Source organism: Parasphingorhabdus sp., from assembly GCF_039939955.1.
Taxonomy (GTDB): Bacteria; Pseudomonadota; Alphaproteobacteria; order Sphingomonadales; family Sphingomonadaceae; genus Parasphingorhabdus.
In genome coordinates this window covers 759659-783661 of sequence record NZ_JBDVHS010000005.1, presented here as the reverse complement: position 1 = coordinate 783661, position 24003 = coordinate 759659, and the positions used below count along the sequence as shown (strand labels likewise).

Sequence of the window (24003 nt, the reverse complement as noted above, 5' to 3'; positions counted from 1 at the left end):
AGCAATTTCAAGTGTCCTATCTAGATAAACTACTGTCCTCCGAAAAAGGCATGACGCTAGCGGGTGTGCCGGCAGGCTATCGTCCTCTTTTTCTATCCGAACTTGCTGCCAATTCGGGCAAGCGCACCATGTTTGTCGCCACCGATGACGCAGCCATGAGCGCCGTTGCAGAAGCCGCTCACTTCTTTGCGCCAGATATCGAGATTATTGAATTTCCAGCATGGGATTGCCTACCCTATGATCGGGCATCTCCGGCACTGCACACCACTTCGGACCGCCTTGCGGCTTTGGCTAGACTGGCCCTCCCGTCCACGGGACCTCAGCTGATTATCACGACCGTCAACGCAGTTACCCAGCGGGTGTTAACACCGGCGCGGGTCAAAGAATTTGTCACCCACCTTGCACCCGGCACAGTAGTTGAACAGGAAAAGCTGATTTCCTTCCTTTACGCGAACGGCTTCGTACGAGTGGACACCGTTGCCGACAGCGGCGAATTTGCGGCTCGTGGTGGTCTGATAGATCTATTCCCACCTGGTGCAGAACTGCCCATCCGGATTGACCTATTTGGCGATGAAATCGAAAGCCTGCGGCAATTCGATCCCGCCGACCAGCGCACCGTAGGCAATGTAGACCAGCTTGATCTGCTTCCGGTTTCAGAATTTCTGTTGGATGCCGATAGCATAACGCGCTTCCGCACCCGCTACCGTGATCTCTTCGGTGCCGTTTCGACGAGCGATGCATTATATCAATCTATCTCAGAAGGACGCCGTCTGGCGGGGATGGAACATTGGCTCCCGCTTCTCGAAGATGAGCTGGTCACGCTTTTCGATTATGTTGAAGATGATTGCCTGATTCTAAGAGATGCCGCGAGCTCTGCCGCAGCCGATGCACAATTTGTTGCAATTGCAGACTATCACAAAAACCGGATCGAAGCTGATAAAGCCAATCTATCGAGCTATCGTCCGCTCCCGCCAGAAATGCTCTATCTCACGCCGGATGAGTGGCGAACTTGCGAAATCACGTCTCCAGTCCACATTCTAAGCGAATTTGACGAACCCGAATCTGAAACAGTCGTCTCGATGTCAGCCTCATCGCCTCGCGATTTCTCGCCCGAGCGCGCGCGCAATGAGAATATCTATCAAGCATTGGGCGCTCATCTCAACAGCCTGACGAAATCCGGCAGCACGGCAATCGTCGCCAGCTACAGTAAGGGTTCTCGGGCGCGCATCTTTGATCTGCTCAAAGATCATGACATTAAAAACGCAACACTCTGCGATGATTGGGCTTCCTGCCTTTCGGCCGCCCCAGGGATTGCCCTCACAATATTGCCGCTCTCTTCAGGGTTCCGAACCGAAGGCCTGTCGCTGCTCACCGAGCAGGATATTTTTGGCGACCGATTGGTCCGGAAATCCAAGCGACGCAAAAGCAGCGATGCCTTTATCGAAGAGCTATCCGCGCTTAACCAAGGCGATTTGGTTGTCCATTTAGAGCATGGCGTCGGGCTATATGAAGGCATTGTTTCCATTCCCGTCGGAACCAGCCCGCATGATTGTGTCCATCTAAAATATGCCGGTGGTGACAAGCTTTATGTTCCGGTAGAAAATATAGATGTCCTCAGTCGCTATGGCGAAGGAGGTGACAGCGTTGTTTTGGATCGACTTGGCGGCGAAGGTTGGCAACGACGCAAATCAAAACTGAAAGAACGCATTCGGGCGATTGCTCATGAGCTACTCAGAACCGCCGCTGCCCGTGCCTTGCAACCAGCAACGCCTGCTCGCATTGAGGCGACGGAAATGGCTGGCTTCGCGGATCGGTTCCCCTATCAGGAAACCGATGATCAGCAGCAAGCCATTGAGGAAGTGCTCAACGACATGGCATCGGGCAAAGCGATGGATCGTTTGGTCTGTGGCGATGTTGGCTTTGGCAAGACCGAGGTCGCAATGCGCGCCGCTTTTGCCGCCGCTATGGCCGGCATGCAGGTTGCCATAATAGCCCCGACTACTCTGCTGGCGCGGCAACATTTCAACAATTTTGAAGAACGATTTCGCCCCTTCCCTGTCAAGATAGGACGCCTTTCGAGACTAGTCTCACCCACTGAAGCGAAGAAGACAAAAGAAGGCCTGAGCAATGGGGATGTGGATATTGTCATCGGCACCCACGCACTGCTAGCCAAATCCATCGAGTTCCAGCGGCTCGGTCTGATCATTGTCGATGAAGAACAACGTTTCGGTGTGACCCACAAAGAGCGCCTCAAAGCGATGAAGGCCGATGTGCATGTGCTGACGCTAACGGCCACACCTATTCCGCGGACATTGCAAATGGCTATGACGGGCATGCGCGAGCTTTCCGTTATCCAGACACCGCCAGTCGACCGACTAGCCGTTCGCACCTATGTCATGCCCTGGGACCCAGTCCCGCTGCGCGAGGCGTTGCTGCGGGAACATTATCGCGGCGGCCAATCGTTCGTCGTCGTACCGCGTATCGCCGACTTGCCAGATATCGAAGACTTTTTCAAAAACCACGCCCCTGAACTGACCTATGTCGTCGCCCATGGACAAATGCCTCCGGCGACCGTGGAAGAGCGGATGTCTGCCTTTTATGATCGCAACTATGATGTGCTTCTTTCGACGACCATCGTTGAAAGTGGTCTCGATATTCCTAGCGCCAATACACTGATCATTCACCGTGCCGATCGCTTCGGCCTTGCGCAGCTATATCAGCTCAGAGGCCGCGTTGGTCGCTCCAAGACCCGAGCCTATGCCTATATGGTGACGCCAAAAGATCGGATCATCACGGAAAAAGCCGAGAAAAGACTGAAGATATTGGGCGACCTAGACAGTCTTGGCGCCGGATTTGAGCTCGCGAGCCACGACCTCGATATTCGTGGGGCCGGCAATCTGCTCGGTGACGAACAGTCTGGCCATATCAAGGAAGTCGGCTTCGAACTTTATCAATCCATGTTGGAAGACGCCATCTTAGAAGCAAAAGCCAAAGGCGCTGGCATGCCCGCCAAAACCGACAGCTTCTCCCCCCAGATTACCGTCGATGCTCCAATCCTTATCCCGGAAGAATATGTCCCCGATCTCTCGCTCCGGATGGGCCTCTATCGCCGAATGAACGGCCTGAAGACTCTTCAAGAAATCGAATCCTTCGCTGCAGAAATGATAGATAGGTTCGGTGACCTACCGATCCAGACCGACAATCTTTTGAAACTCATGCATATCAAGATGAATTGTAAGAAAGCCCGGATTGCAAAAATCGAGATGGGCCCGCGAGGCGCGTTGGTCAGTTTTCATAACGACCTCTTTCCCAATGTCCCCGGCTTGCTGGATTATGTCGACCGTCTCAAAGGAACTGCAAAGATCCGTCCAGATAATAAGTTGTTTATCGAGCGCAAATGGCGGGACCCAAAGTCCCGGCTGCATGGCCTGACACAATTAACAACCGGATTATCGAAATTGGCGCAACGGGTGTCTACTTAGTTGTTACGCAACGCGAAGGCTTCAAACTCATCAGGCGAAAGCGGCCCAGAACGCAGAAAACCCTGGAAATATTCACATCCCTGTTCTGCAAGCGTTTTGAGTTGAGCTTCCGTTTCAACGCCTTCGGCGATCACACTCAGTTGAAGGCTGTGCGCCATATCGATAATCGACCGGACCACGACCTGCTCTTTGGGCGAACCGCTAATATCACCGGTTAACTCGCTATCGATCTTCAAATAATCGACCGGCAGCTCCTTAAGGTAGGATAAACTGCTATAACCGGTACCGAAATCATCGATGGCAATCCGGACGCCGGCTGCACGCAGCTTATCCAATTTATCTGCTGAAGCCGACAAATTGCCGATCAGTTCTGATTCGGTAATTTCGAGCGTAAGGCGACGCGTTTCAAAACCAGCCTCATCGATTTGCTTCAACATATCGGAAGCAAAATTGGTTCCGGCCAAGTCTCCCGCCGTCACATTGATCGATAGACGTAAAAGACCAAAATTATCCGCCCATTTTGCGGCCAGTATCAAAGCCTGTTTGTGGATTTGTGCTGAAAGATTGTCCATCACCCCTGCACGTTCAGCAACGGCGAACAAGGTTGAAGCCCCCAACAGTCCATATTCCGGATGCTCCCAACGGGCCAGTGCCTCAGCTCCAACGAGATCTCCGGTATCAACCTTGATTTGCGGCTGAAAGGCGATGGCAATTTCCCCACGGCCCATCGCGCCAACCAACTGATCTTCCAACGCCTCTTCCAAGTGCACATCGGCTTCAGAAACGGTGCTAATCTTAATCGGCAAAGCATCTGCTGCCGTCGCTTCTGCAAGCGCGAGAACCGCTTTTCTGATCAGTGTTTTTTCTTTGGAATCGGCATTACCGATCGCCACGCCAGCTCTAGCAACCGGTTGGATAGGTCTTCCCTCCAATTCCAGATTGGAGAAAACGTTGCTGATCAACCCATTTGCGAAGTCCAAAACGTCATTGCTATCCATATCAGCCAAAGTGATGAGGAAATTCTGGCCATCTAGACGGGCGACTAACTGCGAGCCTGCATATTCGCGTTGTGTGTGATCCATAAGCCGATGGCCGACGATCCTTAGCAATTGATCGCCAACGTTCCGTCCAAAGGCTGCATTGATCATCCGGAAATTTTTGATGCCGATTGCAAAAAGCGTCAATTGGCTTCCAGATTCCAACTTTTGACGTATCCATGAACTAGCCGCTGCTGTATTCCGCAATCCTGAAAGCAGATCCCGTTCGGTCCAATCGTCAACCTCATCATTTTTCGCAAGATACTCAATTCTACCAGATATGCAGCCATCCGCTTCGTATAAATGATGGATGACCGGACGGCCGTCCAGGTCGTGAGAGACTGCCGTCTGTCTGGCACCATCGCGTAGCCGTTTCATGGCCGCTCTCACCCGCTCCTTATCTCCATGTGATAGTGTTCTATAAATTCCAGAAACAGGATATTGGTCAAAATCAATTTGCCCCGCCGCAGCTAACAGACTGTCACTCACCCAAGCCTCGCCAACAGAACCCGGTACCATAGACCATTGCAAATCTGCGACGGTCAGTAATGATTGCTCATGCCGGGCGCGCTCAGCTCCCCCTCGAAAATTTTCGACATAGCGATACGCATATCTAATCGACTGTTCGAGATCCGCTCCTACGTCCGCGAAGTCCAAATAATGGGTTGCCCCTGAACCATAGCATTGTGCAGCAATCTGCTGATGCTGGCTGCTATCCACCAAAGCCAATATCGCAATTCCGCTCGGTGTCGCTGCGTTTGATAGGGCTGCAATTGCTTTCAGGCCATCATGTTCTGCTCCACGCGCATCAACCACCGCGATCATAGCGCCGGCTGAGAAGAAGCGAGCGTTTAAATTTTCTAGCCGACGAGCCGAATGAACCCGCCAACCATAAGACGCTATTTCCGTTGCCAGAGGATCCCGCTCATGGAACGAAAGCAAAAACAGGTTCCGGAATTCAGCTGGATGCGCCGTCGAGATGGATGAATTGCTGACCTAAGAAACTCCAAATAATAGTAATACGAAACGCAGACACACTAACAATCGACTATCTTTTTCCATAGCAGAAAAACCTTTATAGGCCGTTGCCTGCTAATTCAGAAAACGCTAGCCTTATCGCATTCCTTCAGGATGAAACACCCATGCAAGACGGTTTTGGCCGCAAAATTAACTATTTACGGATTTCGGTCACCGACCGATGCAATTTCCGCTGCCAATATTGCATGTCAGAGAAAATGACTTTCATGCCAAAGTCAGAGCTTCTGACACTGGAAGAAATCACCCTAGTAGCGGAACGATTCATCGGACACGGAATACGAAAAATCCGGCTTACCGGCGGCGAGCCTTTGGTTAGAAGGGACATGAAAGATGTCATTCAACGCCTCGGTAGAAAAGTAGCATCGGGTGAGCTGGAAGAATTGACGCTAACGACCAACGGTTCATTGCTGACGGAATATGCTGATCATCTTGCGGCCAATTGCGTACGCCGGATCAATGTTAGTATGGATACGCTTGATTCGCATCGGTTTGCTGAAATTACACGCGGTGCCGAAGTGAATGTCGTTTTGGACGGGATTGATGCTGCTAAAGCAGCTGGTATCCGGGTAAAAATCAATATGGTTGCCCTTCGTGATTTCAACGAATCAGACCTTCTGCCCATGGCGGAATATTGCGCGGACAATGACCATGATCTGACCGTTATCGAAACCATGCCTTTGGGTGATGTTGGGGCGGACCGAAAACTCGCTCATATTTCCGCCGATGAATTTCTGGCGCCTTTGCGAGAGAAATACGCGCTCTCACCTCTTGGTCATCGCAGTGCAGGTCCGGCGCGCTATGTTTCAGTGGAACCACTGAACCTGCGTTTGGGTTTAATAACACCGCTGAGCAATAATTTTTGTGATGACTGCAACCGTCTCCGTCTAACCACAGATGGAAAAATATTCATGTGCCTCGGTCACAACGCCCATGTGGATTTGCGTGCAGCCGTACGCAAAGATGGAATCGCTGCCGTTGACCAACTGCTCCAACAGGCTCTAAAGCTCAAACCACTGCGACATGATTTCAATGCGCAGCTGGATGGGTCCGCAGAGATATTGGAGCGTCATATGAACGTCACGGGCGGATGAACGAAAAAAAATGGGCACTGATTGTGTCCCCTACCCAGCCGGCACAGGAAGCCGCTGAAAAGCTAGAAACAATGATCGATTGGGTTCCGATCGATGAAGCCGATCAGGCGGTCGTCCTTGGTGGTGACGGCTTCATGCTCCAAACATTGCATCAAATGCTCAATCGCCGAAGCATTATGCCGGTCTACGGCATGAATTTGGGTACTGTAGGCTTTCTGATGAACAATTGGCATTTGTCTGACCTGCACGAACGCTTAGCCAAAGCGCGGGCTTTCAAAGTCAAACCTCTCAGGATGGAGGTGGAAACCATCTCCGGTGCGAACTTCACCCTGCCCGCCATCAACGAAGTGTCTCTTTTGCGTGAAACCAGGCAGACGGCAAAGTTGGAAATCGAAATCAACGGCCGAGTCATGATGGAAGAGTTGGTGTGCGACGGCGTGCTGATCGCAACCCCAGCTGGCTCGACTGCTTATAATCTCTCTGCAAATGGTCCGATATTGCCACTGACTTGCAATCTCCTTGCTCTCACTCCCATCAGCCCCTTTCGACCAAGAAGATGGAAGGGGGCAATCCTGCCGGACAAAATGGAGATCAGCATACGCGTGCTCAATCCTGAAAAACGGCCGGTTAGTGCGGTTGGAGACCAACAAGAAGTCCGTGATGTTAGCCGTGTCAAAGTAGCAATCGACCGCAGCCAATCATTGACCATGCTCTTTGATCCAGAACATGCACTCGACGATCGCATCGCTATGGAACAATTTGTCGTTTGATGGCTTGCGGGACACAAATGACATTGTTATAGGCGCGCTTCACAACGATAATCTCGGTCAAGAATCGAGCTTGTTCCCCGATAGCTCAGCGGTAGAGCGTTCGACTGTTAATCGAAATGTCGTAGGTTCGAATCCTACTCGGGGAGCCATTATTTCATCTTGTTGCGAACCACAAAAACACCTCGCCTTTGCATGTTAGAAATAATGCAAAAATAGTTGGGTTGCTATCGTCGGCTCTTCGTCGCCAAACTAAGCGACTTCTGCGAGTGTGACTTGATTACGACCGTTCCGTTTAGATCGATATAGAGCCTCGTCTGCGCGCTTCATCGCATCATCTAGTGAATCGGCATCAGTCAATACCGCCAATCCAAAGCTCGCGGTGACCTTTTGACTTGATCCCAGCTCCGGATGGGCAATGAAACGGAAGGAATCGCAAATATGCTGCGCGAGAAACTGGGCCGTTTCCACCGGTATCCAATAGGTCAAAATGGCAAATTCTTCGCCACCCGTTCGTGCTACTTCACCATGCTCCTGACATAGGCCAACTGCTGTCTTCGCTACTCTTTGCAACACCTTGTCGCCTGCAGCATGACCGTGCTGATCGTTGACATGTTTAAAATGATCAATGTCAAAGACGATCAATGATCGCACATAGCTATCGTCCTGGTCCTCAGGCGCATTAGATTTGAACACACCTTCCAAACCGCGCCTGTTTAACAAACCGGTCAACGGGTCCGCATTGGATTTACCATGGAAATGCATCACCATATCATTCCAGGCCGCCAGCAATAGCACCACCGCAAGAGCAAGCGCGCAAATCGCGCTCGAAAAGTGGAATATCCAAGCATAGGTTGATTGGGCATAAGTTTGCTCGGTAAGCGTCAGCCCCAGCAAACTATAAACTATCACAACACGCAGCAGGAACGTGGTGCAAACCGCGGCTATGATAACGAACAGTGCCAAATCGATCCGCGCTTTTCGTGTTTTCCACAACGGCGGTAGGGATAGGGCTAAAAGGCCTGCGGCCGTAACATTTACGACCGTCGAGCGTACAGAAATATCAGGCGCGACGTAGGTCAAAAAAACAAATAGCGAAACGGACACCGCCACCATCGCACTAGTCAAAGCAACAGGGAAAGCCGAACCGCATCTAATGTAGATTGCCTTTGTAAGCGCAAAGCTAAACAGCCAGAACAAGCCTGTCGAAGCATATATCATCGCGATATGAGTTGAAGAAGAACGAGTACTATCAATAAGATAGGCAATCAAAGCCGCAGTATAGCCGACGGCAATCCAGCCGGGAAACAAATGCCTCTTGTTCGAAAAACAGGCAACCCAAAACACCAGAGCAAAAGTTGCAAATATAATGGCGGTTTGGATATGAAAGCCGGGATTTTCGGACATCGTACTATGATATACTAGATTACTAAAATATTTGTTAAATTATTTTCTTCGAGACCAGAATATACGAAAGTCTCTTATTTTTAGTGTCTGGTACATTTACCACGGAAGAACACGATGCTTCGCCACGATCAAACCCATAGAAGTCGAACCGCAACATAGAGAATCAACAGTGCCGTCAAGCGCCTGATCCATATCTCCGGCAACGCTTTGCTGGCTAGGTGGCTGCCCATCTGCCCACCAATCAGGACGCTCACTAATAGCGGCCAATAAGCAAAAATAGCTTCTTCACCAATATCCAAACCCGATTTCATCACCTGTCCGCTCAGGCCGGCGATCGAATTGACCAAAATGAACACACTCGCTGTCGCAGCAACGCGGCGGCCATCGGCCCAACGTGTCAGGAGCAGGATCGGCGCAAGAAAAATTCCGCCTCCGATTCCAACAACCCCCGAAAGAAAGCCGATGCCAGTGCCAGCGATAGGCGCAAACAGCCGATGCCCAGCCCATTTCCCTGCGCGAGCATTCACGTCTTTTGAATTTATCATTGGCTCGATTATCAGCAACAATCCGGCCACCACTAGCGATAGACCGAGCAGCAACATAAAACTGTCTTGAGCGACCATCACGCGCCCGCCTAGCCATGCAGCCGGAACGGATAGCAACAAAATCGGCCAAATTTTGCTCCAATCTATCAATCCGCGCGACTGGAACCGCAGAACACCACCCGTAACAACGACAATATTGCACAGCAACGCAACGATCGGCAGCAGCTGATAGTTAGTCGCTGCGAGCGCCAACAATGCAATATAAGTGGATCCACCACCAAATCCGACGCTGGCGTAGAGCGCAGCTGTCGCCATGAATAATATTGCCAGACCGACTATCCCGAAAACCATCTCAGTTTCCCTCCGGCCGCACGAAAGTCAGGTCAATATTTTCCGTGGCAATGTTTGTATTTGCGACCCGAACCGCACGGGCATGGTGCATTTCTACTGACTTTACTGCCATCAAAAGGATCGGCGGGATTATTCAGCTGTCCGGATTGTCGTGGCGGCAAAGACGAGGACACTGTTCCACGCGTTCCCCCATCAATATCATTGCTATTGTCTTCACCGGTCAACGGATCGATATGCGTCGTCAAGAAATCCGGAAGTTCCGGCAGTTCCGGTACCGTGATTTCTTCCTGCTTATGAAACTGGCTGATCGCAATGGTTTTTGTTACGCCCTCACGGATAATTTCCAGCATACGCTCGAACAGGCCAAAGGCCTCCTGCTTATATTCATCCAGTGGTTTTTTCTGAGCATAGGCACGCAAAAACACAACTTGTCGGAGAGCATCCAACGTCGCGAGATGTTCTTTCCAATGGTGGTCGAGCAATTCAAGCAGGATAGATTTCTCAATATCCTCCCACACGCCGAGTTTTTCGCCGTCCACTTGCGCTTTTTTCGTCGCAAAGTCTGCATCTGCCATTTCAGCAATGCGCGTTTCGATAATCTCCGGCTCCAGCGCATCTTCTTTCATCCAAGCATCAATATCTGGAGTAAGGTTGAGTACCTCGCTAACCCGTGTCTTAAGGCCTTCTATGTCCCATTGCTCCGGGTAGCTTCCAGGCGGGCAAGCGTCTGTGACCATCGCATTGACCGTTTCATGTCGCATGTCTTCGACAACATCACCAACGGTTTCAGCATCCATGATTTCAGCGCGTTGTTCATAGATCACCTTGCGCTGATCGTTCATCACATCATCATATTCAACGACCTGCTTCCGCGCTTCATAGTTGCGGGCTTCGACTTTTTTCTGCGCCGTTTCGATGGCCTTGGACAACCATTTCCCGCCAATGGCTTCACCATCTTCGAGATTTTTGTTCATCATCTTTGCGAACATTGTCTCGGTGCCGAATATCCGTAAAAGATCGTCTTCGAGACAAAGATAAAAACGACTTAATCCCGGATCTCCTTGCCGCCCAGAACGCCCACGCAGCTGGTTGTCAATCCGGCGACTCTCATGACGTTCGGTACCAAGAACAAACAGACCGCCTGCGTCTCTCACTCGCTCACGCAGTTCACGAACTTCTTCTTCAATCTTGGCAACGGCCTTGTCCCTTTTTGGACCGGCTTCCATTTCGCCAAGCTCTTCTTCAATCCGAAAATCTATATTCCCGCCCAATTGAATATCCGTACCACGGCCTGCCATATTGGTGGCGATGGTCACTGCTCCAGGAGAGCCGGCCTGCGCCACTATATGCGCTTCCTGTTCGTGGAATCGAGCATTCAGGACGTTATGCGGGACCTTTTCCTTGTTGAGGAAGTCTGAGAGCAGCTCGGACTTTTCAATCGAAACGGTACCGACCAATACAGGTTGCCCCTTTTCGCTATGTTCTTTGACGGTTTTTGCAATCGCAGCAAATTTATCCAGCGTGTTCTTGTAGAATTCATCATTCTCATCGATCCGCAACACAGGTTTGTTGGTCGGAATGGTTACGACATTCATCTTGTAGATTTCGAAGAATTCGGCCGCTTCCGTCTCCGCAGTACCGGTCATGCCGGACAATTTTGGATACATTCGGAAATAGTTCTGGAACGTGATCGACGCCATCGTCTGGTTTTCTGGCTCAATCTGTACGCCTTCCTTGGCCTCGACAGCCTGATGCAAACCATTGGACCAACGCCGCCCGTCCATCATCCGGCCCGTAAACTCGTCGATGATGACAACTTTGCCATCCTTGACGATATAATCGGTGTCCCGTTTGCGCATGACGTTGGCCGTCAACGCCTGATTCAAATGGTGGACAACCTGAGTATTTTCGAAATCATACAGATTGTCGCCAACCAGAAGACCTGCCTTTTCAAGCAAACGCTCTGCTTTTTCTGTTCCCTCTTCGGTCAGGGAAATATTCTTAGATTTCTCGTCTTTTTCATAATCTTCTTCGGTAATGTCCTGAACCACGGCGTTGACCGACAAATAGAGATCAGACTTGTCGTCAGTTGGCCCCGATATGATCAACGGCGTCCGAGCTTCGTCGATCAAAATCGAATCCACCTCGTCAACAATAGCGAAGTTGAACGGCCTTTGGACCATCTGGGCACGTTCATGCTTCATATTATCGCGCAGATAATCAAAGCCAAATTCATTGTTAGTACCGTAGGTGATATCAGCAGCATAGGCAGCGCGGCGCTTATCTTCTGCCAGATTCGGTACGATCACACCAACTTCCAAACCAAGGAAGTTATATACTTGACTCATCCATTCCGCATCACGGCTGGCTAGATAGTCATTGACGGTAACGACGTGCACGCCCTTGCCTTCAATCGCGTTCAGATAACAAGCCAAGGTCGCCACCAGCGTTTTACCTTCACCGGTGCGCATTTCGGCAATTTCGCCGCGATGCAGCACGATGCCGCCAATCAGCTGCACATCATAATGGCGCTGACCCAATGTTCGTTTTGCTGCTTCCCGGACCACCGCGAAAGCTTCCGGCAAAATGTCATCCAACGATTCACCACCGGCCACGCGTTCTTTAAAATATGGTGTTTTCGCCGCCAGTTCTTCATCAGAAAGCGGTTCGATTTCTGGTTCGAATGCGTTGACGGCATCGACCACTTTTTGCATAGATTTTACGTAACGGTCATTGGCTGACCCGAAGAGAGATTTGGCTAAACCGCCGAACATGACATTTTCCAATTTGTAGATATTTTTCGGCCAGTAAAAGCCGATAATAGGATGAATTTAGGATAGATTTCTTGCCATTCAATAGTGGCAAGGCACGGAATGGCGCTAAGGTGCGCCTTCTTCATGCTCCAGCTTATCGCCGGATTCAGAATTGATCGTAACGAGAGCCCAGACTGTTTCATTTTGATCAGTCTCATATGCGGCCAAAGGCGCAGAAATCAAACCTTCCCACATATCGCCGGGCTGATGGTCCAATGCCCCCGATATCGCTGGATCAACAACCGCCGATTGATCTACAGTAGAAGCTTCCGATAGGTTTGCAGCACTTCCCAATTCGGGTATGACACGTTCTTCTGCCGCTGCAGACGCGGGCACGGCCAAGCCGACGGCGTTGAATAGCAGTAACATAAAACTTGCAATATATGCGTTCATGGACAAGGCCTCGTCAGTATCAGCGCGTTCTATCAAAACATTGGATAAAGGCAAGTTAAGTGTCGGACAATCTTTCGCCTCTGGCCCCAGCACAAACCCCAACATTACCCGATATCGCGGGCGTCACCTGTCGCATAGCCCGTGCACAATATAAGGACTGGGATCGCTGCGATCTAACCTTCGTAGAATTGAATGCGGGAACATCGGTCGCCGGGGTACTGACGCAAAGCAAATGTCCTTCCACCGAAGTCGAATGGTGCCGCAAGGCTCTCCAAACCGGAAGTGCGCGCGGGCTGATAGTGAACGCTGGCAATGCCAATGCCTTTACCGGCGCCCGCGGCATGGAAGCGGTCCAACGGATTTTATCGCTCGCCAGCCAGCATCTCAATTGTCGTGAAGAAGAAATATTCGTTTCGTCGACAGGCGTGATCGGAGTTCCCTTGCCTAAGGACAAGGCTGAGGCAGGACTGAAAGCGGCATTCACCGCAGAGCCATGCGACTGGGAAGATGCCGCAGCGACCATCATGACGACGGATACTTTTCCAAAGATAGCGACAACAAGCGCGATCATTGGTGGCCAAACAGTTCACCTCAACGGGATTATCAAGGGTTCCGGCATGATTGCCCCCGACATGGCAACAATGCTTGGCTATATTTTCACCGATGCAACAATCGAGTTCGGCTTTCTGCAAAATATGTTGAGTGCGGCAACGGCAGGTAGCTTCAATTGCATCACCGTCGATAGCGACACATCGACCAGCGATACCGTACTTGCCTTTGCCACAGGACAGAACACAGCCCCTGCCCTGGCATCATTCGATGATGATGGCGCAGATGCCTTTCAAGCCGCTCTTAATGATCTGTGTATGCAAATGGCCCATCTCGTGGTCCGCGATGGCGAAGGCGCGAGCAAGTTTATCGAAATCGCAGTCACCGGAGCTGAAAGCGACGATAGCGCCAAACGCATTGCCCTCTCAATCGCCAATTCCCCCCTCGTCAAAACCGCAATCGCAGGTGAAGATGCCAATTGGGGCCGGATCGTCATGGCAGTTGGTAAAGCAGGAGAACCGGCGGATCGCGACAGTCTCTCTATTGGCTTTGGTGGCGTTACCGTGGCACGTAACGGTGTTGTGGTGTCGGATTATGATGAATCACCAGTCACCGCTCACCTCAAAGGCAGTGAGATCGACATAGCCGTCGATATTGGTTTGGGCAAAGGACGTGCGACGGTCTGGACCTGTGATCTGACCCATGGATATATCTCGATCAACGCCGATTATCGAAGTTAGGCGGATGCATTCGCTCTACCAGCCAGTCCTCGACATTCTGGAACAAGCCTCACGGGATATCCTGCTACCCCATTATCAGAATCTCCAGTCCGATCAGATTGAAGAGAAAACACCTGGCGATCTGGTAACGGTTGCCGATAAGCTCAGCGAAGAATTTATTGAACAGGCACTGCTAAGGCTGCTGCCGGAATCCAAAATTGTTGGCGAAGAGGCTGTTGCTGCGGACCCGGCGGTTCTGGAGCAATTGAACGATAGTCAGGTTTGGATCATCGATCCGATCGACGGCACCGGCAATTACGCTGCTGGTCAAGCTCCCTTCGGGATCATCATCGCCTTGGCAGAGGCAAATGAAACCGTGGCAGGCTGGCTCTATGATCCGCTCAGCAAGCGCGTCTGCCATGCCGTCAAAGACGGTGGAGCCTTTATCAATGGCAAAAAAACTATCGTGTCTGCGAAACATCCAGAAACACCGGTAGCGGCTCTGGCCACTGGATTCATGACGAACGAGCAAAGAGAAACGCTACTAAACGCAGCAACGCCCTTTTATAACATAGTCGACATCCCGCGTTGCGCCGCGGAACAATATCCCCGATTGGCACTAGGTACGAACCATATATCGGTATTTGAACGCACACTCCCTTGGGATCATGCAGCTGGAATATTGTTTCTCAACGAAGCTGGCGGAAAATGCGCCCGTTGGGACGGCTCTGAATATCGCCCCGCTGACCGCAAAAAAGGGCTACTCGGCGCCGCGTCACCAGAACTCTGGGACGAAGCAGCCGAGCGGCTTGGGGATATTTTCCGGAATTAGGCGGGAAGCGAGCTTTCCAACCAAGACTTGAGCTGGCTTTTCGGTGCTGCGCCGACCTTAGTTTCAACCGGCTCACCATTGTTAAACAGGATCATTGTCGGAATACCGCGCACGCCATATTTCGCCGGCGCGTCCGGACTGTCATCAATGTTGAGCTTGGCAATTGTTACCTGACCGCCCATTTCATCGCTAATCTCTTCCAGCGCGGGGCCGATCATTTTGCACGGACCGCACCATTCTGCCCAGAAATCAACCAGAACCGGACCGTCAGCTTTGAGGACATCGCCTTCAAAACTTGCATCAGTAATTGCTTTGGTAGCCATAACGAATCTCCACTTGTTTAAGTATCATTTAGGGACGGTTCGGCCTGTGCTCAAGCGCAGTACCGGAAAGGATTTTCATGTCGGCTCAAAGCCCGGCTTGTGCCGCTCGACCAGATCAGCCGAAAGTTCAAGCATTTCAGGGCCGTGCGAATAGAGCAGCCCCGCCTTGATCGGGCGTCCCGGGAATATCTTTTCGAGTGCTGCGACATAGGCAGCCATTTGGCGCAGATAAGCAACAGGAACTTCCTCAGCACGGTCAGGAACCCTGCGGCCCGTTTTAAAGTCTACAACGTAAATATGATCATCGGTGACCAATAATCGGTCCACTGTTCCTGATATGACATGTTCGCCGACAACCGCGGCAACCGACGCTTCTGCTAAGCTCTCCGGCGCGAACAAGGCGTCCCATGTCGGGTTGCCCATCACCGCCAGAGCCGTATCGATAATTTCCTTACGTCTAGAAGAATCTGCTATTTGTTTTTGCTTAGTCAGCCATCGGTCGGCGACATCGATTCTGCGTTTCGGATCAATATTCGGCAAACGCTGGAACAGACTGTGCAGCAATATGCCACGTTCTGCGGCATCGCGCATCGTCAGGTCTGGCGGTGGATTGCTGGCATCATCAGGGCCGAGATGTGAAGGCGTCAAGGGTCGTGGCGGGCGCGATTCTTCCGGTGCCGACCGGAAAAGCCAATTCGGCAGTTGCGTTTCGCTGGTATGCTGATCAATGTCGCGATCAATGGCAGAAGATATAGCGGGCCTGTCTCGACTTTCGGTGCGATATTCGCGAACCGCAAACCAGTCCGGGTCTTCCCGCCAGTCACTTCCCAGAGCTATCAGTCCGCGTTCCATCGCACCAAACCAACTCTGTTCAGGCACTTCACCTTTGGCCCTAGGTCCTAGAACTCCGGCAACAACAAGATGTTCTTCCGCCCGGGTCATAGCAACATATAACAACCGCCAATGTTCTTCCATTGCGACTTTGTCAGCATAAGCAGCATGTTCCGCCAAGATACCCACACGCTCCGACTTGCGGACCGGTACAACGGGATATTCGAGCTCCAGATCGGACCCCTCGCCAAGCTTTATCGAAAAGCCACCGCTTTTCTTGCTCGCAGGATCGAATGTCGCATTGGCCAGAATCACCAAAGGTGCCTGCAATCCTTTTGCACCATGCACGGTCATCAAACGCACCTCATTGCCGCCCTCAACCTGCTCGCGCTTAATTTCAACATCTCCCCGATCGAACCAGTCGAGAAACCCCTGAAGTGTCGGGATATGATCCCGCTCAAAAGCCAATGCCGTCGCTAATAACTCGTCGAGCGGGTCCACAGCCGCATGGCTAAGGCGCGATAATAATTTGCGCCTGCCCTGCATCGGTCCGGATAATATTGTCTCAAAAAACTGATAAGGCGTATTGAAATCGGCGATCGTCAACAATTGCATCAACGGTTTTATGTGATCGGCCAAGCCATCCTGCCTGCGCAAAAATTCCCAGAGGCTTTTCTCAGCATTATCCTTGCCGCGATGACCACGAGCCAGCAAATCCTCCTGCGTCCAGCCGAGTAGCGGGGAAACCAGGAGGCTGGCGAGATTGAGGTCGTCATTCGGTTGGAGGACGAAGCGAACGGCCGCGAGCAAATCCTGCACAACCAGTGGTTGGTTCAGTCGAATGCGGTCAATTCCGGCGACCGGAACATTCTCGGCAAACAGTCGTGCGACGATAAGAGCGCTCAACTCATCGCGTTTGCTCACCAATATCAATATATCCTTGGGTTGCAGCGCCCGGTTCTCGCGGTCGAGCCAGAGTGGATTCTCCGGCGACAGCCATTGTTTAATCTGTACCGCAAGCTGCTGCGCGAAAACGCGCTTTTCCTCGCTGGCCCAAGATTCCTCATCCTCCTCGTCCCCATCGCTCCGATTGGCAATCGGTTTCCACAGCGTCACACTGCCGCTGGCGTCCAGATAGTTGCTGCGATGCTCGGGAACTTTCTGATCGAGCCCCAGCTGCTCATGACCAAGCTGTTCAAGCGTCGCATCGACAACCTTCAAAATGGGCGGTGTCGAACGGAAACTGCGGTCCAGCGACAAATCCCCAAACGACTGTTCCGATGCCTCGGCCAGTCCAAAAAATTCAGTTCTAGCATTAGCGTAATTATGGGGACTGGTTCCCTGAAAGCCAAATATCGCCTGCTTAAAATCGCCAACGGTAAACAATGTTCTGTGCCGTTCTGGGTCGACACCCATGCCTGCAAAAAACTCACCAGCCAGCGCGCGCACGATTTCCCATTGCGCAAGATTGGTATCCTGCGCTTCGTCGATCAATATATGATCCGTCCGTTGATCTAGTTTGTAGCGAATCCAAGCTGCCATATCGCTTTTTTGCAGAAGGCTCGCCGTCATCCGGATCATATCGTCGAAATCTACGACACCGTGCAATTTTTTGGCGTCTGCATAACGGTGATAGAAAGCGCGGCCGGCTTCCAGCGCGCCAGCGAACAGTTCGGCATATTCGAACAAAACCGCTTTTTCGAGCAGGCCGTTACTCCATTCGAGCAACGATCCGGCAATAAAATCATAGTCCGGCAAGGCCTTTAGGAGCGCCTTAGTTGGTTTGGGGGGCATACCAGTGGTTTTAGTGGCCCAGGCGAGATGCACATCGGGCAAAGCAGTGGCGCGCTCTTCTGGATTGAGGCCCAGCCAGAGACGTATCTTTAACTGGCGTTCCTGCTCTTTCTTGCCGCCAAATTCCGCCATCGCATCGCGCATCACCTCCATCGCGCGACGATCGATCACGCTATCATGACAGCGTTCCGTTAGCCATGTTGCTGCATCGCCATCGATCGGCAGGCCGAGCAGTCCCCGAACGAAAGGCAACACACCAGTTGCGAGATGCTCCATCGCATCCGCTTTCGCCGCACATGCCATTAAAAACTGTTCGGTCGCCTCCTCGCCCATTCGAACGCTCAAATGCTGGATCGCTTGCACAATATCCGGCCGCCCTGCCCGTTCCTCTTCCAGCAGCAAATCACCTAACGCCTCTCGCGCCAATATTTTCTGATCACGCGCCTCGATCGGCTTGAACATCGAGGCGATGCCGGCCTCTTCCGGGAAAGACGCGAGCAAGGATTGACAAAAACCATGGATCGTCATGATGCGCAAGCCGCCGCCCTGCGCGTCCAGGACGCGGGCGAATAACGTCCGCGCACGGTCTCGGGTTTCCGGCCCAGTGGAAGCACCAATTGCCGCAAGATCGCTGGCCAATTTGATATCATCCATCCGAACCCAGGCCGCCAGTTGGCGATTAATCCGCTCCGCCATTTCCGCGGCACCTGCTTTGGTGAAAGTCAGGCAAAGGATATGCTCGGGATCAACATTGTTGGTCAACAGGAGGCGAAACACCCGCGCGGTTAGAACCTGAGTCTTCCCCGTGCCGGCAGATGCACTAAGCCAGATGTTGTGCTCGGGTTCGACGGCATCAATTTGCCGATCTTTGAGCGGAAAGATTTTTGGTTTGCCGCTACTCATCGTCTGCGGCCTCCATTGGCGAACGCCCATACCATTCTTCAAGCCGCATCAATTGATCGTAATCTGCATAAACGGCATATTCCGGATGCAGCTTGGCGGTCATCGGTTCCATACCCATTATATATTGATCTGCGGCCTCGTTGAACCGCGCCACAGCATGATCGACCATCGCATCTGCTGCGATGATATTGTCTCCACGTCCTTTTGTAGGCGAACGGATATAGCCGAAGCTATCGGTGCCTCCCTTTTTGGCCAATGACCAATATTCGAAGGCATCCGCCTGTCCTTTGATGTCCTTAAAACCGCCCAGTTCGGCGATAGCAGCCAGAAGACCAAGTTGAAGGTTATAGCCTTCGACCACCGCCTTGTTGCTGGGGGCACCGCCAGTCTTGTAATCGACTATCGCTAACCCGCCATCCGGCATCCGGTCGATACGGTCACCGATACCGGACAGTTCGACACCGGCAATCTCCGCTGTCCCGTATATTTCCGAAGCAAGCGGTTCACGACCATTCTTGACACTTTCTGCCAATGTATCAGCGATCCATGCAAGCCCCTCGAGTAAACGCGGAGCCCAGAGACTTCGCATAAGCGGATGCAAACTTGGATCATTGAGAAACGCCTGCGCTCTTTTCTTGAGTGCTGTCGTTTCATAACCATCCTGTTTGGCCCATTGATCGAGAATGTCATGAATGATTGTCCCTCGCCATGCCGCACTCGGGTCAGCGTCGATCATGTCCAGCGATGCAAAACCCATGATCTTTTTTGCATAAAATGCATATGGGTCGGCGATCAGGCTATCTACCTGAGTCACCGAAATAGGAATATGCCGCTGCTCATTGCTCGGCAACGGTGCCGGGCGCGCATAGGGCGTAGGTTCGCCTTCAGGTTGGTCGATCGCGGACATCCAAGATCGTGCTCCCGGATGTTCTTTCAGATTATCACCGCACATGCCCTTCAGACGGAGCAAAAAGCGCGAGGCAATAGCCGGACCGGCATCGTCACGTTGCGCACGAGAAAGAATGACCTTTTTCGCACCCATCGCACCGACCAAATCGTGAGCTGACAAACCGATTTGTCGTTCTTGCGCGGGCAGGCCAAGCGATTTGCGGATCATTGGCGCAAGCCACGGATCAGGTGTGATCGCTTGCGGCCAACTGCCTTCATTCAAACCACAACAAATCACGAGATCCGACTGTTGCAGGCGCGCTTCAAGCAATCCGTATAGCGCGATGCGCGGATGACCACCATATGGCGGGCGCACCGATATTTCGGACATTAGGGCCTCGAAATAGCCCGCCAATTCATTCCCCGCGATGCGGATTGGTCCCATTTGGGCACGAACCTGTAACTTTGTCAGCAATTCGGCCAGTTCTCGGCCAGCTGGACCGGCCCAAATTGCGCCATCTGTCAGTTCTTCTGCTAGGCGCCGCAAATGATCCAGCGCTTGCGCCCAATTCAACTGCGACGTGAAGAGACTTTCCACATTTTCAAATATAGCGCGTGTGGTCGCCCACCAGGAAGCAATCGCGTCGCGTTGTTTTTTCGTGCGGCGATTTTCGCCGGCCAACAGAGCGTCAATACCCGCCAAGCCAGGGGCCGGGCGTGGACCACGAAGCAAGAGGTCTAGCTTGCGCACCTTGTCAAGCCATTGAAGCCGGCCCTCACCTCGCTGCACCAGCGGATGTTTGAGCAAGGCCAAAAACTCAGCCGGGGGGAATCCGTTCGCTGCCGACGCTAGTAGGTTCAGAAAAAATACACCTTCCGGTAATTTCGCCAATGGTTGACCGGCTGTATCATCAACCTGAATGTCCCAACGTTTCAAATGGGCAGAAATCCGAATTGCCAGCGCGCGGTCTGGCGTGATGATCGCTATCCGCTGATCCGGCTCTTCCAGCGCTCCGCGCGCCAGAAGGGCCACAACCTGGGCTTCCTCAGCGCTGTTGCGTGCTTCCACTGTCTGCACGCCCGCGAGACTGCGTTCATTGCTTGCCAATGTTTGCCAGCGCACGGTCAGCTTCGGAATTGCGAAGGCATTGCTCAGCGCGCGACTCCGCTTGGCCGCAGCTCCGCTCTCTCCCGTCCGCGGCCAGCGTAATATTTCACCGCGCGCGATAGACATCCGATCAAGCAGCAACTTCATATGATATTGCGGATGCGTTTCCTGAGCACGCCGGGTATGGCCGGTTTCCGGGTCCGGTTGGAAGGGGCCCAGCAAGTCCCACTCCTCGTCCGGCATGATCAAATCAAGGTCCGGTAACACCACGAGCCCCGAAGACATGAACGCGATGGTTTCCAAAAATCGGGCAATCGCCGGAGCAGCCGTCGTGATACCTGCTGCGACCACAAAATGGTCTGGCGGAGCCTTGCGCCAAGTCTTTGCAATATGATCGAACAGAGCGTTCCGACGCTCCACTTGATCAACCCGCGCCCATTGCCCCAGTTGTTTCTGCCACTGTTCGGCGATGACCAGAAAAAATCGATAGGAATCCTGCCAGTGGCTTGAAAGGTCCAAACTCTCCGGTTTTGTCTTCTGCAGGTCAGAAAGTGATATCTCTTCGACGCTCAACTGATCGAGCGTCCGGGCAAATTCGCGCGCTAGCCGCAGCGCATCCTTCGCCAAAATAGCGTCCTCGCGCCGACCGACTTCTTTCTGGATGAGCTGCGCTAGGGTGAGTATGCGATCCATCGGATCTACTGCCGCCGGGATATCCAGAGCTAACTCGCCGGAATCAAGAGCAACACCTATCGATTCATCCAAATCTAGATCACCGATCACCGCCATTTGAGGTAGCAACAACCCGTCTTCGCTTAACCGAACAAAAGCTTCCTGAAGCGCACGCTGCGCACGGTTGTTGGGCAATATGACTAGGCCGCGCGCCAATCCAAAGGCATCCTTGGCGAAGCGGTCAATCAGCCCTTGTGCGAGCGCATCTGCAAACCCGCCATGTGCGGCAATATTATAAACCGAAGGCTGAGGACGGTCAGACACTCGCCAACGCAGCTTCTGTCGGTGCTATCGCTTCGGGCGAACCGACCTCAAACCATTGGCCTTCATGAACCAGCCCGAACAGGCGACCTTCCCCAATGGCTCGTTCCCAAAAAATATTGGTGGAAAAGGGCCCTGAAGGTGCATCGCGCAGCAAGCGTTTGGATATCAGTTGAATGCCAGAATAGATCAAAGGTGCCTGTTGATCAGGAAGTCGTCGCGAAATCCGATTCTCCCCATCGAGATGAAAATCACCCGAACCCTGATAATTATGCGCCGATGTCCGTCGAATTAATAGCAACAGCGCATCCATTTTGTCTTCGTCCCATATTTGGGTCAATTGATGCAGGCTATTTGTAGGGCCATCGGTCCAGAGATTGTCACTGTTGATGCAGAAGAAATTGGATTCTTCAATCAGTGGCTCAGCTTGCACTAATCCTCCGCCAGTCTCCATCAACTGACGGCGCTCGTCGGAAATCTGGAATTCGATCGGATATTGCGAGGCAGCAAGATGCGCTTCCATTGCGTCCGCAAGATAATGCACATTGATGATGGCCTTTTCAATGCCCGCTTCGACCAGCTTCTCAAGGCAATGGTCAATCATCGCTTTGCCGCTCACTTCGACCAATGGCTTTGGCCGCATTTCCGTAAGTGGTCGCATACGCGTCCCTAAACCTGCAGCCATGATCATCGCCGTTTTGACCTGGGTCATTCACTCTCTTCCGATACCCGGACGGGCCGATTTCGAACGTCGCCGGGAATATTCTGATCAAACCATTTGCTTATCGGCGCGAGCGCGGGATGACGCAGGTCTTTTTCCAGCAAGCTCCACATTCTGGGCAAGAAATCAAGATAGCGCTGTTTGCCATCCCGCATACAAAGCCGAGTAAAAATACCGATGATCTTTGTGTTCCTCTGCGCGCCCAATATCGCATAGTGGCTGCGGAATTCTTCGGCCGTTTCTTGGTTATGGTCCGTCAGATAATAATCTAGCATTTTCGTTTCCAGCGCATCGGATACATCACGCCGTGCATCCTGTAGCATCGATACCAGATCATAGGCTGGGTGGCCGCTCAGAGCATCTTGAAAATCCAGCAAACCAAGCCGACCATCTTCGAGCAGCATGATGTTCTCGGCGTGATAGTCGCGCATAACCGTAACCGGCGGGCTTTGCGCTTCGATTACCGGTTGCAAGATCTGCCTCCAGATCACTTCAAAACTCTCGGTTTCAACATCCAGTTCTTGTGCAGGGCAATACCATTCGGTCAGCAAATTCACTTCCCGCATATATTGCGCTTCATCATAGGCGGGTAGCGAAGCTACCGGAGTCCTGTGCAGCTCCCGAAGCAGATCAATAACCTGCCGATAGATGCCGTCCTCGTCCTCCGGGTTGGCATCCAGATGCTCGCGCATTCTATGGTCGCCAAAATCCTCGATGAGGACCAAGCCGTGGGACAGATCGCGAGCGAAAATATCGGGCGCAGAAAACCCCGATTTCTTTAGATATTCAGCAATAGCGATAAACGGCCGAGGGTCTTCGTGCGGCGGCGGCGCATCCATTAAAATCGCGCGACGATCACCATCTTGGGCGCGGAAATAGCGGCGGAAAGATGCATCACCCGCCACTGGCAATAGCTCTGCATTGCCCCACCCATTTTGTTTCAAAAAGTCTGCCGCTGCTACAGGCGGTTTCATGTCTGTGGCCATCGCTCTTTCCAAGCGGCCCCGGTGCTCCAAGTCAACCGACGATTGCCATCTTCTGTTATTTCCAATTCAATCTTCAGCGCATCATCCCAGAAGCGGTCCGGCATCCGGTCCGGCCACTCGACGACCATCGCACCATCAACCAGCGTGTCTTCGAGGCCAAGCTCATGAATTTCCTCTGGGTCTTCAATTCTATACAGATCAATATGAGCGATCGGAATCTTTGTTTCCGGTGGTTCATATTGCTGAACAATGGCGAAGGTAGGACTGGGCACCTCTTCGCTATAGCCCTGCCCTTCCAATATCCCTCTGGCCAATGTGGTTTTGCCAGCGCCGAGCGTCCCGCTCAATGCGACCTTATCCCCTGCGCGCAACTGGGAACCCAATTTTCGGCCAATGGCCAATGTCGCTTGCTCATCGTCTAGAAGCAGCATC

The 24003-nt window shown here is 52.3% G+C and carries 16 protein-coding genes and 1 tRNA gene; 6 read left to right on the top strand and 11 right to left on the bottom strand.

The features are described 5' to 3' along the window. The first annotated feature begins 11 nt into the window (after positions 1-11). Positions 12-3482, top strand: coding sequence for a transcription-repair coupling factor (gene mfd, locus ABJG22_RS08955; protein WP_348019888.1), 3471 nt, complete (start codon positions 12-14; stop codon positions 3480-3482). Here mfd and ABJG22_RS08950 read toward each other — a convergent pair. Continuing rightward, the gene (locus ABJG22_RS08950; protein ID WP_348019887.1) at positions 3479-5344 is read right to left on the bottom strand and encodes a GGDEF domain-containing phosphodiesterase; all 1866 of its coding nucleotides are present in this window, start codon (positions 5342-5344) and stop codon (positions 3479-3481) included. The two genes, mfd and ABJG22_RS08950, sit on opposite strands and share 4 nt — an antisense overlap. Positions 5345-5661: 317 nt before the next feature. Here ABJG22_RS08950 and moaA point away from each other — a divergent pair, with 317 nt between their 5' ends. The 3 genes from moaA to ABJG22_RS08935 all read left to right on the top strand — a co-directional run bounded on the left by moaA (position 5662) and on the right by ABJG22_RS08935 (position 7567). Continuing rightward, the gene (gene moaA, locus ABJG22_RS08945; protein ID WP_348019886.1) at positions 5662-6648 is read left to right on the top strand and encodes a GTP 3',8-cyclase MoaA; all 987 of its coding nucleotides are present in this window, start codon (positions 5662-5664) and stop codon (positions 6646-6648) included. Next, on the top strand, positions 6645-7418 hold the full coding sequence (locus ABJG22_RS08940; RefSeq protein ID WP_348019885.1) for an NAD kinase: 774 nt from the start codon (positions 6645-6647) through the stop codon (positions 7416-7418). The genes moaA and ABJG22_RS08940 overlap by 4 nt, the downstream gene beginning before the upstream one ends. A gap of 74 nt (positions 7419-7492) precedes the next feature. Next, positions 7493-7567 (top strand) — tRNA-Asn (locus ABJG22_RS08935). Positions 7568-7667: 100 nt separating this feature from the next. On the opposite strand, the gene ABJG22_RS08930 is transcribed toward ABJG22_RS08935, so the two are convergent. The 4 genes from ABJG22_RS08930 to ABJG22_RS08915 form a co-directional block, all read right to left on the bottom strand. Beyond that, positions 7668-8636, bottom strand: coding sequence for a GGDEF domain-containing protein (locus ABJG22_RS08930; RefSeq protein ID WP_348019884.1), 969 nt, complete (start codon positions 8634-8636; stop codon positions 7668-7670). Positions 8637-8950: 314 nt separating this feature from the next. Further along, positions 8951-9718: a sulfite exporter TauE/SafE family protein gene (locus tag ABJG22_RS08925; RefSeq protein ID WP_348019883.1), complete on the bottom strand. Its 768-nt coding sequence runs from the start codon at positions 9716-9718 to the stop codon at positions 8951-8953. A gap of 32 nt (positions 9719-9750) precedes the next feature. Further along, positions 9751-12492, bottom strand: coding sequence for a preprotein translocase subunit SecA (gene secA / locus ABJG22_RS08920; RefSeq protein WP_348019882.1), 2742 nt, complete (start codon positions 12490-12492; stop codon positions 9751-9753). 105 nt (positions 12493-12597) lie between these two features. Continuing rightward, positions 12598-12900: a hypothetical protein gene (locus ABJG22_RS08915; protein ID WP_348019881.1), complete on the bottom strand. Its 303-nt coding sequence runs from the start codon at positions 12898-12900 to the stop codon at positions 12598-12600. Between the two features lie 83 nt (positions 12901-12983). On the opposite strand from ABJG22_RS08915, the gene argJ reads away from it, so the two are divergent. Together argJ and ABJG22_RS08905 are read left to right on the top strand one after the other, a co-directional pair. Continuing rightward, positions 12984-14213, top strand: a complete 1230-nt coding sequence (gene argJ / locus ABJG22_RS08910) for a bifunctional glutamate N-acetyltransferase/amino-acid acetyltransferase ArgJ (protein ID WP_348019880.1) — start codon at positions 12984-12986, stop codon at positions 14211-14213. Beyond that, entirely contained in the window at positions 14176-15024 is an 849-nt protein-coding gene (locus ABJG22_RS08905) for an inositol monophosphatase (protein ID WP_348019879.1), read from the top strand. Before argJ ends, ABJG22_RS08905 begins: the two co-directional genes overlap by 38 nt. On the opposite strand, the gene trxA is transcribed toward ABJG22_RS08905, so the two are convergent. The 6 genes from trxA to tsaE all read right to left on the bottom strand — a co-directional run bounded on the left by trxA (position 15021) and on the right by tsaE (position 24002). Further along, positions 15021-15347, bottom strand: a complete 327-nt coding sequence (gene trxA, locus ABJG22_RS08900; protein WP_348019878.1) for a thioredoxin TrxA — start codon at positions 15345-15347, stop codon at positions 15021-15023. The genes ABJG22_RS08905 and trxA overlap by 4 nt on opposite strands. Positions 15348-15422: 75 nt before the next feature. After that, positions 15423-18875 carry a double-strand break repair helicase AddA gene (gene addA / locus ABJG22_RS08895; protein WP_348019877.1) on the bottom strand — a complete coding sequence of 1151 codons (3453 nt, stop codon included), beginning with the start codon at positions 18873-18875 and terminating at the stop codon, positions 15423-15425. Further along, complete coding sequence (addB, locus tag ABJG22_RS08890) at positions 18868-21867, bottom strand: double-strand break repair protein AddB (RefSeq protein WP_348019876.1); 3000 nt, start codon at positions 21865-21867, stop codon at positions 18868-18870. Before addB ends, addA begins: the two co-directional genes overlap by 8 nt. After that, positions 21860-22576, bottom strand: coding sequence for a nucleotidyltransferase family protein (locus ABJG22_RS08885; RefSeq protein ID WP_348019875.1), 717 nt, complete (start codon positions 22574-22576; stop codon positions 21860-21862). Before ABJG22_RS08885 ends, addB begins: the two co-directional genes overlap by 8 nt. Further along, entirely contained in the window at positions 22573-23559 is a 987-nt protein-coding gene (locus ABJG22_RS08880; protein ID WP_348019874.1) for a phosphotransferase, read from the bottom strand. Before ABJG22_RS08880 ends, ABJG22_RS08885 begins: the two co-directional genes overlap by 4 nt. Next, a complete protein-coding gene (gene tsaE / locus ABJG22_RS08875; RefSeq protein ID WP_348019873.1) occupies positions 23556-24002 on the bottom strand; it encodes a tRNA (adenosine(37)-N6)-threonylcarbamoyltransferase complex ATPase subunit type 1 TsaE in 447 nt (148 codons plus the stop codon). The genes ABJG22_RS08880 and tsaE overlap by 4 nt, the downstream gene beginning before the upstream one ends. Between the last annotated feature and the right edge of the window lies 1 nt (position 24003).